The following is a 13155-nucleotide window of genomic DNA, read 5'->3' as shown; positions in this document are numbered from 1 at the left end:
AGAAAATACCACGAAATCAGGCGAATCCGCTCAGCCAAGGGGCGCATCTAAGTAACGATGGCCCAGCAACCCGACGCGGCTGGGGATAAACCGTCCCTCGTCAAACGTACCTTCAGAGCCTTCTCCTACCGGGATTTCCGCCTCATGTGGATGGGGTCGTTCACCTCCACCACGGGAACGTGGACTCAGCAAATCGCCCAAGGCTGGCTGGTCTACGAGATGACCGAAGACCCTTTCTACCTTGGGCTGGTGGGATTTCTGGGCTCGCTGCCTTTCATCCTTTTCACCCTGGTGGGAGGAGCCGTGGCCGACCGGGTGGACCGGCGCAAGCAGCTTCTGGCCTCCCAGTACATCCAGATGAGCAGCGCCTTTACGCTGACTGGATTGGTCTACTTCGACGTCATCGCTCTCTGGCACTTCCTGGTGCTGGTCTTCGTGGTGGGGACGGCCCAGGCCTTCGGCGGCCCCGCCTATCAGGCGCTGCTGCCCAATCTGGTCGACCGCCAAGACATGCCCAACGCCATCGCCATCAACTCCACCCAGTTCAACCTGGCCCGCATGGTGGGCCCCATGCTGGCCGGAATCCTGCTCGACCGGGTGGGGCCGACCCTGTGCTTCGCCTTTAACGGGCTCAGCTTCATCGCCGTCATCATCAGCCTCAACCTCATCCGGGTCTCTTTCACTCCCCGCAAGACCGGACGCTCGGTAATGGGCGACATCCGTCACGGACTCAGCTATCTCTTCGACAAGGCGGCGCTGTGGCAGCTCAGCCTGATGGGAGTGATCACTTCCTTCTGCGGCGTGCCCCTTCTCACCCAGTTGCCGGTCTTCGCGAAGGACATCTTTGCCGGCGACGCCCGCACCTACTCCTACATGATGACGGTCTCGGCGGCCGGCTCGGTCACGGGGGCCCTGATCTACGCCTCTTACTCGGAAATGAAGCGGCGCGGCCTGGTGACTCTCTTCCTGCAGCTCGTTTTCGCCGCCATCCTGGTGGGCTTCGCCTTTTCCCGCCTGCTGCCTCTCAGCTACGTGCTGCTCTTCTTGGGCGGCATGGCCATGCTGACCCTGATCGCCTCCATTAACGCCCTCATCCAGTTGGCCGTCGAGGACGAGATGCGGGGACGCGTGATGAGCGTCTTCATGCTCTCCTTTCGAGGGGGGATGCCGGCGGGCGACCTGGCTACAGGGTGGGTGGCCTCGCGCCTCTCCCCTCCCCTGGCCCTGGCCATCAACGCCGGCCTGCTGGCTACGGCGGCCTTGACCTTCCTGCTCTCGCGCAGCGAGGTCGAGAAGCTCTGAGCCGCCGCCCGCCGACCGGCGCGGATTCCAGGCGCCATGAGGCGTTGTGCTAAGATCACGCTTTGTTTATGAGCGACAACAAGGCTGATCACGACAAGAAACCGCTGGACTTCATCCGCGCCCGGGTGGAGAACGACCTGGCGGCGGGCAAGAACGACAAACGGGTGGCCACCCGCTTTCCTCCCGAGCCCAACGGCTACCTGCACATCGGCCACGCCAAGTCGATCGTCCTCAACTTCGGGGTGGCGCGGGAATACGACGGCACCTGCAACCTGCGCTTCGACGACACCAATCCGGCCAAGGAAGAGGTCGAGTACGAAGATTCCATCAAGGGCGACGTGCGCTGGCTGGGATACGACTGGCAAGAGCGTCTCTATCACGCCTCCGACTACTTCGACCGCCTCTACGACTACGCACTCGACCTGATCCGGGCGGGCAAGGCCTACGTAGACAGCCAAAGCGCCGAGGAGATCCGCCGCAACCGGGGCACCCTGACCGAACCGGGCACTCCCTCGCCTTACCGCGGGCGCACAGTGGAAGAGAACCTGGAGCTGTTCCAGGACATGAAGGACGGCAAGTACAAGGACGGAGAGCATGTGCTGAGGGCCAAGATCGACATGACTTCGCCCAATCTCAACATGCGCGATCCGGTAATCTACCGGATCCGCCACATGGCCCACCACCGCACCGGGGACAAGTGGTGCATCTATCCCATGTACGACTTCACCCACTGCCTTTCCGACGCCCTGGAGGGCATCACCCATTCTCTCTGCACCCTTGAGTTCGAAGACAACCGGGCCCTCTACGACTGGGTCCTCGACCAGGTGGAACTGCCCACGCCGGTGCGTCCCCAGCAGATCGAGTTCGCCCGCCTCAGCCTGACCTACACGATTCTCAGCAAGCGCAAGCTGCTGCAACTGGTGAAAGAAGGCAAGGTGGACGGCTGGGACGATCCGCGCATGCCCACCCTGAGCGGACTGCGGCGCCGCGGCTACACGCCTGAAGCCATCGTCGATTTCTGCGAACGCATCGGCGTGGCCAAGCGCGACGCCGTCATCGACGTGGCCCAGCTCGAGTACAGCATCCGCGACGACCTCAACAAGCGGGCCGACCGCTACCTGGGCGTCCTCGACCCCCTCAAGGTGGTGATCGAGAACTACTCCGAGGACAAAGAAGAGACCCTGACGGCCATCAACAACCCCGAGGACGAAAGCGCCGGAACCCGTCAGGTGCCCTTCTCACGCGAGATCTACATCGAGCGGGGAGACTTCATGGAAGATCCGCCCAAGAAGTTCTTCCGCCTGGCGCCGGGACGAGAAGTGCGCCTGCGCTACGCCTACTTCATCACCTGCAACCAGGTCATTAAAGACGATGAGGGCGAGATAGTGGAACTGCGGGCCACCTACGACCCGGAGACTCGGGGCGGCTCAGCCCCCGACGGACGGCGGGTGAAAGGGACGCTGCACTGGGTCTCCGCGGGCCACGCGCTGGATGCCGAGGTGCGCCTCTATGACCGCCTCTTCAACGACCCCCATCCGGGAAGCGGGGGACGCGACTTCCTGGACGACCTCAACCCCGACTCGCTGAGCTTGGCCCAAGCCAAGCTGGAACCCGCGCTGGCAGACCTCGAGCCGGGCCGAACCGTGCAGTTCGAACGGCTGGGGTATTTTTGCCTCGACCAGTGCAGCCAGGAAGCAGCCAAGCCCGTTTTCAACCGCACCGTCGCCCTGCGCGACACCTGGGCCAAGATCGAAAAACAGCGTCAGGCCAAAAAGCGCCGCTAGAAGAGAAGCAACAATCCCGCAACACTTGTCAGGCGGTTTGCCTTAGAACAAGACAAGCGGAAGCTTCGCGTCTACAATGATGCACACGACAATGGTTAAAGAATCACCGGCCAAGAAATCGAACTTCACCACCACCTTCCAGCGCCAGTTCATCAACGAGATGAAGATCTACAGCTTGCACAAAGGGTTCCAGGTCAACGAACTGATCGAAGTGGCTGTGCGCAGCTACATGAACCGCAACCCTGTCAAGAAGAGCCAGTACTGAGACGGACTTGCCGAGTCCCATGGGAGGCGCATCCCCGCGCCGATGGGCAGGAGGATGCGGTACGGCTCGCCGTTTTGTGCCTGGCCTGACAGTTCATAGAGGAATTAGCAGAGCGGTCGCTTGAAACTCCGGTGGGAATCGCCGCAAGGATGCGCCTCCCACCCGCCGACAATCGTCTCCACACACCAACTCCGCCGCCGGCTGAGTCGTCCCAAGCCGTCAATCCGTCCCTCGATCTTGCGGGCCGGTCTGAGGGGGGCAACCCACCTTGCAGAGAGCGACATGCCTCGTGGGAGCGAGAGGAGACAACCTGGTGGGAGGCGCATCCTTGCGGCGATGGAGGCGGCGTTGCGGGAGGGCGGCCAAGCCTGCCGGCGAGGATTCCGTCAAAAGCGCCGAACGGAGATAAAGCGGGCCAGCTCGCAGAGCATCCTGGCGCGGTCGCCCAGGAAAGACACCTCGGCCACGGCCTTCTCCACCAGTTCCTCGGCCATGCGGCGGCTTTCCTCGACGCCGTACAGTGACGGAAATGTGGCCTTGGCGGCGGCTTGGTCCTTGCCGGCCGACTTTCCCAGTTGCTGCCTGGAGCCTTCGACGTCGAGAATATCGTCCACGACTTGAAAGGCCAGTCCGATGTGGCGGCCGTAGGCTCCCAGGCGGCGCAGGTCTTCTTGGGAGGCTCCGCAAAGCAGCGCCGAGCATTCCACCGCGGCCGTGATCAGCGCGCCCGTCTTGGCGCTGTGGATGAGATGCAGGCGGTCGGCGTCGAATTCCTGTCCCTGGCTGGACATGTCTTCGACTTGCCCGGCGATCATTCCTCCCACGCTGCCGGTAGCCCGGCACAGGCGTCCCAGCACCTCCAGCACGCGGCGGACTTGCCGGGCGTCCTGGCAGGGAGTCTCGGAGACCACCTGCAAAGCCAGGTTGAGCAGCGCGTCCCCCGCCAGAATTGCCACCGCCTCGTCATAGCAGCGGTGCAGGGTGGGCTTTCCGCGGCGGAAGTCGTCGTCGTCCATGGCCGGCAGATCGTCGTGGATGAGGGAGAAGCAGTGAATCATCTCGAGTCCGCAGGCCAGAGGCAGGACTTGATGCATGGGCCCTTGCAGGGCCTCGGCCACGGTCACGGCCAGCACCGGCCGCAGCCTCTTTCCGCCGGCGAACATGGCGTAGCGCATGGCCTCGTGGATAACGGCGGGGGGCTGCTCGGGAGGCGGCAAGAACTCGTCCAGACGCCGGTCGATGATCTCGGCCTGGGCTTTCATGTAGGCCGGGAAGTCCGCCGAGGGCGACTGCCGGCCGCCCTGCTCGGTTGAAGGCGAGGAACTCACGAATCCTCCTCTTCGGGCGCATCGAAAGGCTCTTCCACGTCCTTGCCTCCCTTGCGCAGCAGGATTTCCACCTTGCGCTCGGCTTCATCCAGCTTCTCGCCGCAGAACTGGGAGATCTTGATGCCTTCTTCGAAAAGCTTCAAGGACTCCTCCAGCGAGGCCTCTCCTTTTTCCAGTTCGCCGACGATCTCCTCGAGGCGGCCCAGAGCCTCTTCAAACTGCTTATACTTCATCGTCTTCGATCCTTTCCGCAAGGAAACGCCCCCGCGCCACCCGGATGTGCAGCCGTTCTCCCGGCGGCGCGTCCTGGGGAGCGCGCACCACCTTGTGGTCGGGCCGCTGGACGATAGCGTATCCCCGCTCCAGCACGGCCTGGGGAGAGAAGGCGTTGAGCTGGGACTGCAGGCTCGACAGGCGGGTGTGGCGGGCCCTTGTGAGATGTCTCATCTCGCGCGACAGCGAACGCCTCAACTGGCCGGTGCGCTGATGCAGCAGCGGCAGCCGGGGGGGCAGCGTCTTGCCCAGCCGCGCCCCCAGCTCATCGAGCCTCTGCGAGTAGTAGCGCAGGGAACCTTCCGCATCGACGAAGGTGCGGTTGGAGGCCAGCGCATGCAGTCTGTGGCGTTCCCTTTGGATTTTGAGGGAGACGGCGTGGCGCAGGCGGCGACGGCCTTGGGCCAGCCGCTGCTGCAGTTCGTCGCGGGCGGCGGAGACGATTTCAGCGGCCGCCGAAGGTGTGGGAGCTCGCAGGTCGGCCACGAAATCGGCCAGTGTGAAGTCGATTTCGTGCCCCACCGCCGAGATAACGGGGACCCGGCAGGCGAAGATGGCGCGCGCCACTCCCTCGTCGTTGAACTCCCACAGGTCTTCGCTGGAGCCTCCCCCGCGGGCCACGATGATGACGTCGAGATCGTCGCGCTGCCCCAGCTTTCGTACCGCTGCGGCGATCTCCTGCCCGGCCCCGCTGCCCTGCACGCGGGCCGGATGGATGAGCACATCCAGCCGGTCATTGCGTCGTTTGAGGACATTGAGGACGTCGCGGACCGCGGCTCCGGCGGGCGAGGTGACCAGGCCGATCTTGGAAGGCAGCAGAGGGAGCGGTTTCTTCCGCTCGGCGTCGAAAAGGCCCTCGGCCTGGAGGCGCCGCTTGAGTTGTTCGAAGGCCACTTGGCGGGCTCCGTCGCCCAAGGGTTCCATGAACTGCACGATCAACTGCACGTCGCCCCGGGGAGGGTAGACGGAAAGACTCCCCCGCGCCACCACTTCCATCCCGTTCTCAGGACGGAACTTGAGGTAGCGGGCCTGCATGCGGAAGCAGGCGCAGCGCAGTCGTCCTTCTTCATCCTTGAGGGCGAAATAGTAGTGCCCGGAAGGGGGGGCCGCGAAGTCGCGGATCTCGCCTTGAACCCAGATGTCGCGGTAATCGCTTTCCAGCCGATCGCGCAGATCGGCCATCAATTCGCCCACCTTGACGATGCGGCGGCCGGACTGAAAGCGGAATCCTTGCTGAGACATGCGGTTTCTCGTGACGGCTGCCCTCATCCCCGGCTACTTGGGTTCAATGACCAGATTCAAGCGCTCATCCACCTCGACTTTGAAGTCCTCGGGCAGCAGGGTGGTAGCGCTGTATTCGACGATGATGGCCGGCCCCTCGATACGGGTGCCTGCTTTGAGGCGATGGCGCAAGAAGACCTGTGTCGACACGTCTCGGCTCTCGATGCGCACTTGGTTTTTCTGAACCATCGACTCGGCTTCGGGTTTCTCCCCTTCTCTTTGGTGTCGGACGGCCGGCAGCGGGGCGGAGGCGCCGGCGGCCCGCACCCGCAAGGTAACGATTTCGACTTGCAAGCCGGGATTCCCATAGCCGTAGAGTTGCTCGTGCATCTGGTGGAAGCGTTCCAGGTAGCTGTCGCTGTAGGGAATGTTGATCTCGTAAGACTGTCCCGGATAGCGCAGGTCGAGGCTGCGCTCCAGGCGCCGCTCTTCTTCGGCGAAGCCTTCATTGCTGAGGTGAGCGTTGACCTGCGCCTCCAGCTCTTCGAAGGCCTGCTCGAGCTGGGTCTGGGTGTTGTCGTCATCGCTGGCCAGCAACACCGTACGGGCCGTGTCCTTGACCACCTCGGCGTGGAGGATTCCGGCCGCCGAAAGCAGACCGGGGTCGGCGGGAATCAACACGCGGGGAATGCCCAGAGCCCGCGCCAGACGGCAGGCATGCAATCCGCCCGACCCCCCGAAGCTGACCAGGGTGAAGTCGCGCGTGTCGTAGCCTTTCTGCAGGGAGATGACGCGCAAAGCGTTTTCCATTTGTGTGTCGGCGATGGCCAGCACCCCTTCGGCCACTTCTTCCGGAGAAAGGTCCTGCTGGCTGGCATCCTTGACTTGCCCGGCTAAGCCTTCCATGACGGGGCGCACCAGGTCGGGACGCAGTTGCATTTCGCCACCCAGGAAGAAATCGGGAGGCAGGTGTCCCAGCAGGACGTGGGCGTCGGTGACGGTGACCTGCTGGCCCTTTTTGCCATAGGCCACCGGCCCGGGATCGGCTCCCGCGCTCTCCGGTCCGACCCGCAGCAAGCCGCCATCGTCCACCGAGGCGATGGAGCCTCCGCCGGCGCCGATGGTGTGGATGTCGATCATCTGCACGGGAATGGGAAGGTGGTTGATTTCGCCTTCATTGGTGGTGACGATCTTGCCGTCCACCAGGCAGACGTCGGTCGAGGTTCCGCCCATATCGAAGGTGATAATGCGGTCGAAACCCGCCTCGCGGGCCGCCTTGAAGGCTCCCACCACGCCTCCGGCAGGACCCGACAGCAAGGTGCGGATGGGCTCTCCCCGCGCCACTTCGCCCGAAATGGCGCCGCCGTTGGACTGCATCACGCTCAGCTTGCCCGCGTCCAGCAGCGGATGTTTGCCCAGGGCCGCCAGATAGCGGTTCATGGTGGGGGTCAAGTAAGCGTTGACGACCACGGCCGAGGTCCGTTCGAACTCGCGGAACTCGGGATGGATCTTGTGGGAAAGGGAAACCGGCAGGCCCATCTTGCTCAATTCCTGGCCGATGCGCTCTTCCGCCTCAGGATCCAGATAGCTGTAGAGCAGAGACACCGCTACCGCTTCGGGCTTGAGCTGGCCCATCTTGTTGTTGAGCCAGTCCAGATTCTTGCCCTCCAAGGCCGCCAACTGCGAGCCTCCGGGAAGGCTTCGCTGACGAATGCCCACCCGCAGTTCGCGCGGGACCAGCGGCTCGGGCTTGGAAGCCTCGAAGCTGTAGAGACCGGGACGGTTCTGGCGTCCGATCTCGAGCACGTCCTCGAATCCCTGATTGGTGACCAGCGCGGTGCGGGCGCCTTTGCGCTCCAACAGGGCGTTGGTGGCTACCGTCGATCCGTGGCGCACCAAAAAGGCCTCCGGCTGGTGCTGGGCCAGGATGCGCTTGAGGCCTTCTAAAACAGCCTGCTCGGGCTGAGCGGGGGTCGAGGGCAGCTTGAAGGTCTCGACTCTGTCCTCGGTCAGGACCACGAAGTCGGTGAAGGTTCCGCCGGTGTCAATTCCTATTCGCAGCATATATTCTCAAAAGGAGTACCATACACGAGCCGGCTCAAGGGGAGCAACACTCCAGCGGCACCTGCTTGCAGACCAGCCCAGGTCCCGGCGGCTTGGCCGAAATCGGGTATCCTTGGAAGGAGCGAAGCGTTCACCATGAGGCGCAAACAACTCCTGCAGAAGATCTACTGGGTTTCGGCCTTCCTGGCCGTCTCCATCCTGGTGTACCTGGTCAGCATTATCTTCCTCAATCCCTCCTCGGTGGGCAATCCCCAGTTTGGACGCAACATCAATCTGTGGGCCGTCATCTGGACAGCCAACTTCATTATCCTCTTCGTGCTGGGATTCATCCTGGCGCGGGACTTGATCAAGCTGCTCTTCGAGTTTCAGCAGGGCGAGAGCGGCAGCCGAATCAAAGCCAAGCTGGTGGGATCGTTCATCATCATTTCGCTTTTCCCGGCCTTGATCATGTCTTTTCTGGCCCTGGGACTGATCAACCGCACGCTCGACCAATGGTTCAAGTCGCCCTCCCGTCAATTGCTCGACTCGGCCCGCCAGATGGAGGAGAACTTCTATGAGATGCACCGCCGCACCGCCTTGCGCCGGCTGCGCGAGAACGCTGTCGAGGGCGGAGCGATCAGTCCTCAGGAGGCCGAGCGGCTGCTGCAAGGACGGGAGGCCCCGGAAGGCTTCCGCGGACTTCTGCTGCTGGACGCTCAAGGCCGGTTGCTGGATGACGCCGGCAACTGGGCCACCCCCCAGCTCCCCGACCAAGCCCTGGCAACGGTCCGCCTGGGGCTGGAGGAGGCCGCCTCGCAAGGGGACTTCTACATCCGCCGCAAGAGCGAGCCGGAAGATCCGGGTCTGGGAGAAAGCGCCACTCACGACTTCGGCTTCGCAGCCATCCCGCTGAGAGATCCGCAGGGGGCCCTGAGGGGGCTGTTGGCGGCACGTTTCGTCCTCGACGACTCCACCCAGTTCCACCGCATCGGAATCGAGGAGGCCTTTTCGGCCCAGCAACTGATCGAGCAGGACGAGCGCACCCTGCGGCTGACCTATTTCTCGGTCATCGGCGTCACCACGCTGGCGGTCATCTTCGGCTTCGTGTGGCTGGCCACCTTCATCGCCCGCCGCATCACCTATCCGATCGAGGCTTTGGCACTGGGTTCGCGGCAATTGGCCGAAGGCAACCTCGATCATCGTGTCGAGGTGGAGGCCGTCGATGAATTGGGAGTGCTGGTGCGCTCCTTTAACAGCATGGCCGAGGACATCCGCCAGAGCCGGGCCGAGTTGGAGAAGGCCAACGCCGAACTGGTGGCCTCTAACCGCGAGATCGACAAGCGGCGTCTCTACATCGAAACCATCGTCCAGAACATCGCCACCGGCGTGGTCAGCATCGACCGCGGCCACGTGGTGCGTTCGGTCAACGAGGCGGCGCTGAAGATGTTCGGAAAGACCCGCCACGAGATCATTGACAAGAAGGTGGAGGACTTCTCGGATCGCGCCTTCTACCTCGACTTCCTCAGCTTGGTGAAGCGGACCGAACTGTATGGAACCTTCCGGCGCGAGCTGACCATTCAGCCCGGCGACCGCAAACGCTACATCGCAGCGACCATGACGCTCAGCCGCGCTCCGGAAAGCGAGGAGATGGAGTTCTTGGTGGTGCTCGACGACTTGACCGAGCTGATCAGGGCCGAGAAGTTCGCCGCCTGGCAGGAAGTGGCCCGCCGCATGGCTCACGAAATCAAGAATCCTCTTACGCCCATCCAGCTTCAGGCCCAACGGCTGGAACGCCGCTTCCGCCGTCTGCAGGAGCGGCAGGGATCGAAAGAGGAATTGAGCCGCTTCGGAACGGTGGTCAAGGACGCCACCGAGATCATCGTCTCCGAGGCCGAGATCCTGCGCCAGTTGATACAGGAATTCTCCCGCTTTGCCCGGCTTCCCTCACATCAGCCGCGCAAAATCGAAGTCCACCAGGTCATCGAACGCACCTTGAGCCTCTACGACGGGCGCCTGCAGGACATCGAAATCGAAAAGCGCTTTGACCAGGACTTGGATACGGCGCAGGCCGACCCTCAACAGCTTGAGCGCGTGCTGGTCAACCTGATCGACAATTCTCTCGACTCGCTGGCTGAGGCCGAGACCCAGCGGCGGCTGTTAATCGCCACCCAAGTCCATCCCAAGCGCCGATCCTGGCGCCTCCGCATCAGCGACAGCGGGGTCGGCATCCCCCCCGAAGACTACGACCGTCTCTTCCTGCCCTACTTCTCGACCAAGAGGAAGGGGACGGGACTGGGACTGGCCATCGTACGCCAGATCATCGAGGAGCACGGCGGCTCCATCCGGGCCGAACCCAACCGTCCTCAGGGCGTCAGCTTCATCCTGGAGATGCCGCTGGGCGACCTGGGGTCGAACTCGCACTGAGCAAAGGCCAACTCACAAGTTTTTGAGGGTCGTGGCAGGGATGCCCTTCCCACAAGCTATAATCGAAGGGTAATGAGCAGCGGCACGGCCTTTCAGACGGAAACGAAGCGGGGACGCATCCTGGTGGTGGACGACGAAAAGAACGTCTGCCGCTCCCTGCAGGCCGTGTTGGAGGACGAGGAATACGAGGTCGAGACGGTGGCTTCAGGCGAAGACTGCCTGAAGGCGCTGGAGAAGGGCAGCTTCGAAGCCGTCTTCCTGGACATTTGGCTGCCCGGCCAGGACGGTCTCGAGATCCTCAAGGAGATCAGGCTGCGCAGGCCGCGCCAGGTGGTCATCATGATCTCGGGACACGGCACCATCGAGTCGGCCGTCCGCTCCACCAAGCTGGGCGCTTACGACTTCATCGAAAAGCCGCTCTCGCTGGACAAGGTCATGCTGGTGCTGGAGAACGCCCTGCGCCTGCGCCGCCTGGAGGAAGAGAACCGCTCCCTCAAAGACTGGGTGCGCCAGGAAACCACCATGGTGGGCGATTCGGTCCCCATGCGGGCCCTGCGCCAGCAGCTCGAGTATGCGGCCCCCACCGAGGGGCGCGTCCTCATCTATGGAGAGAACGGAACCGGCAAAGAGTTGGTGGCGCGCCTGCTGCACCTGCACAGCAAGCGTAGCGAGCGGGCCTTCGTGGAGGTCAACTGCGCCGCCATTCCCGAGGACCTGATCGAAGCCGAACTCTTCGGCAGCGCCAAAGGAGCCTACACCGGGGCCAGCGAGAACCGGGAAGGCAAGTTCGCCTCAGCCCATCGGGGCACCCTCTTCCTCGATGAAGTCGGCGACATGAGCCTGAAGAGCCAGGCCAAGGTGCTGCGGGTCCTGGAAGAGCAGCGCTTTTATCCGGTGGGAGCCAACCAGGCGGTGGACGTCGACGTCAGAGTGATCGCCGCCACCAACAAGGACCTGGAAGCACAGATCCAAGAAGGGGATTTTCGCGAGGATCTCTTCTTCCGCCTCAACGTCATACCCTTCGAGGTCCCCCCCCTGCGCCAGCGTCGGGAAGACATCCCGGCCCTCTTTTCCTACTTCCTGGACCGCTTTGCCCGCCATTACGGACAGCAATCCAAGAAGATCAGCCCTGAGGCGCTGGAGCGCCTGCAGGACTACCATTGGCCCGGAAACGTGCGCGAACTGAAAAACATGGCGGAGCGCTGGGCTATTATGATTCCCGGCCATGAAGTGACGCTCTCGGACCTGCCCCGCAGCATCCGCCGGGCCCCCAGCCGGTCCTCCGGCGATGGACCCGCCAACTTCCAGGAGGCGCGGGAGGACTTCGAGCGCCGCTTCATCCTGGAAAAGCTGGAAGAGAACGACAACAACGTGTCGCGCACCGCCGCCGCCATCGGCATGGAGAGAACCCACTTGCACCGCAAGCTCAAATCGCTGGGCATCCGCGACTGAGCATCGCTGAAGGAACCCCGTGAGCCGTCCCCAGCAACCTCCGCCGGCCTTCGACCTCTTTCAGGACGAGATCCGCGAATTTCTCGATTACCTCCGCTACCAGCGCGACTGTTCGCCCAGCACCTGGAAGGCTTACCAGGGAGACCTGGGAGAATTCACAGCCTACCTGTCCCGCGGCGGACGCGACACCTCGGCCCGCCTGCAGGACATCGGACACATCTCCATCCGCGAATTCCTGGGGCATCTCTACGACAAGGGCAACAGCAAGTCCTCCGCGGCCCGCAAGCTGGCCGCCATCAAGTCCTTCTTCCGCTATCTTCACCGGCAGGGAAAGGTCGACTCCAATCCCGCCCGCTTGGTCAAGACCCCCAAGCTGCCGCAAAGGAACCCCCGAGTGCTGACGCCGCGCCAGGTGGAGAGCATCCTTCAGCTCCCCGATACCTCCAAGGCGCTGGGCCGGCGCGACAAGGCCTGGATGGAACTGCTCTACGCGGGCGGACTGAGGGTCAGCGAGCTGGTGGGCATCGACGTCTCGGACATCTCCTTCAGCCAGCGCCTCATCCGCGTGCTGGGCAAAGGGCGGCGCGAGCGCATGGTGCCTTTCGGAGAACCGGCGCTGGAAGCCATCGACGACTACCTCCCGGCCCGCCTGGGCCTGCTGCGGGGCAACCGAAGCGGACGCGACCTGGACGCCCTCTTCCTCAACCATCGCGGGGGACGCTTGAGCGTCCGCTCCATTCAGATCAAGCTCAAGGACTATGTGCGCCGGGGCGCCCTGGCGCTCAGCGTCCACCCTCATATCTTGCGCCACTCCTTCGCCACCCACCTGCTCAACAACGGAGCCGACCTGCGCAGCGTGCAGGAACTGCTGGGGCACCAGAGCCTTTCCACCACTCAGCGCTATACCCACCTGACGCTGGCCGAGTTGCAGAAGACCTACCGCAACTCTCACCCCAAAGCCCGCAAAAAAGAATAAGGTCGCCGGGAGGGAAAAACGACTTTTTTCGCGAACCGGAGCGCCTACAAGTGAGGTTTGAAAGAAGTCGTTTTTCCCTCCCGGGCG

10 protein-coding genes are annotated in these 13155 nt (G+C 63.2%); 6 read left to right on the top strand and 4 right to left on the bottom strand.

Annotation, left to right across the window (positions count from 1 at the left end):
* Window positions 1-57 precede the first annotated feature (57 nt).
* The 3 genes from VLU25_20615 (at window position 58) to VLU25_20605 (ending at window position 3351) form a co-directional block, all read left to right on the top strand.
* Window positions 58-1302 (top strand): MFS transporter, encoded by a 1245-nt coding sequence (locus VLU25_20615; protein ID HSR70345.1) that lies wholly within the window; start codon window positions 58-60, stop codon window positions 1300-1302.
* 68 nt (window positions 1303-1370) lie between these two features.
* Window positions 1371-3086 (top strand): glutamine--tRNA ligase/YqeY domain fusion protein, encoded by a 1716-nt coding sequence (locus VLU25_20610; protein HSR70344.1) that lies wholly within the window; start codon window positions 1371-1373, stop codon window positions 3084-3086.
* A 91-nt stretch (window positions 3087-3177) separates the two neighbouring features.
* Window positions 3178-3351 (top strand): hypothetical protein, encoded by a 174-nt coding sequence (locus tag VLU25_20605; GenBank protein ID HSR70343.1) that lies wholly within the window; start codon window positions 3178-3180, stop codon window positions 3349-3351.
* A gap of 386 nt (window positions 3352-3737) precedes the next feature.
* Here VLU25_20605 and VLU25_20600 read toward each other — a convergent pair whose 3' ends face one another.
* The 4 genes from VLU25_20600 to VLU25_20585 are packed head-to-tail and all read right to left on the bottom strand — an operon-like array spanning window position 3738 to window position 8237.
* Window positions 3738-4679, bottom strand: coding sequence for a farnesyl diphosphate synthase (locus VLU25_20600; protein HSR70342.1), 942 nt, complete (start codon window positions 4677-4679; stop codon window positions 3738-3740).
* Window positions 4676-4912, bottom strand: coding sequence for an exodeoxyribonuclease VII small subunit (locus VLU25_20595; protein ID HSR70341.1), 237 nt, complete (start codon window positions 4910-4912; stop codon window positions 4676-4678). Before VLU25_20595 ends, VLU25_20600 begins: the two co-directional genes overlap by 4 nt.
* Complete coding sequence (xseA, locus tag VLU25_20590; GenBank protein HSR70340.1) at window positions 4902-6194, bottom strand: exodeoxyribonuclease VII large subunit; 1293 nt, start codon at window positions 6192-6194, stop codon at window positions 4902-4904. The genes VLU25_20595 and xseA overlap by 11 nt, the downstream gene beginning before the upstream one ends.
* Window positions 6195-6227: 33 nt before the next feature.
* Complete coding sequence (locus VLU25_20585; protein HSR70339.1) at window positions 6228-8237, bottom strand: hydantoinase/oxoprolinase family protein; 2010 nt, start codon at window positions 8235-8237, stop codon at window positions 6228-6230.
* 135 nt (window positions 8238-8372) lie between these two features.
* On the opposite strand from VLU25_20585, the gene VLU25_20580 reads away from it, so the two are divergent.
* From VLU25_20580 to xerC, 3 genes are all read left to right on the top strand, one after another.
* Complete coding sequence (locus VLU25_20580) at window positions 8373-10640, top strand: ATP-binding protein (protein HSR70338.1); 2268 nt, start codon at window positions 8373-8375, stop codon at window positions 10638-10640.
* Between the two features lie 72 nt (window positions 10641-10712).
* On the top strand, window positions 10713-12092 hold the full coding sequence (locus VLU25_20575) for a sigma-54 dependent transcriptional regulator (protein ID HSR70337.1): 1380 nt from the start codon (window positions 10713-10715) through the stop codon (window positions 12090-12092).
* Between the two features lie 19 nt (window positions 12093-12111).
* Complete coding sequence (gene xerC / locus VLU25_20570) at window positions 12112-13068, top strand: tyrosine recombinase XerC (GenBank protein HSR70336.1); 957 nt, start codon at window positions 12112-12114, stop codon at window positions 13066-13068.
* The last annotated feature ends 87 nt before the right edge of the window (window positions 13069-13155 follow it).

This window comes from Acidobacteriota bacterium, assembly GCA_035471785.1.
In the GTDB taxonomy this organism is placed as follows: domain Bacteria; phylum Acidobacteriota; class UBA6911; order RPQK01; family DATIPO01; genus JANQFM01.
Note: the sequence above shows the minus strand (reverse complement) of the source record. Positions and strands in the feature narration are given on the sequence as shown.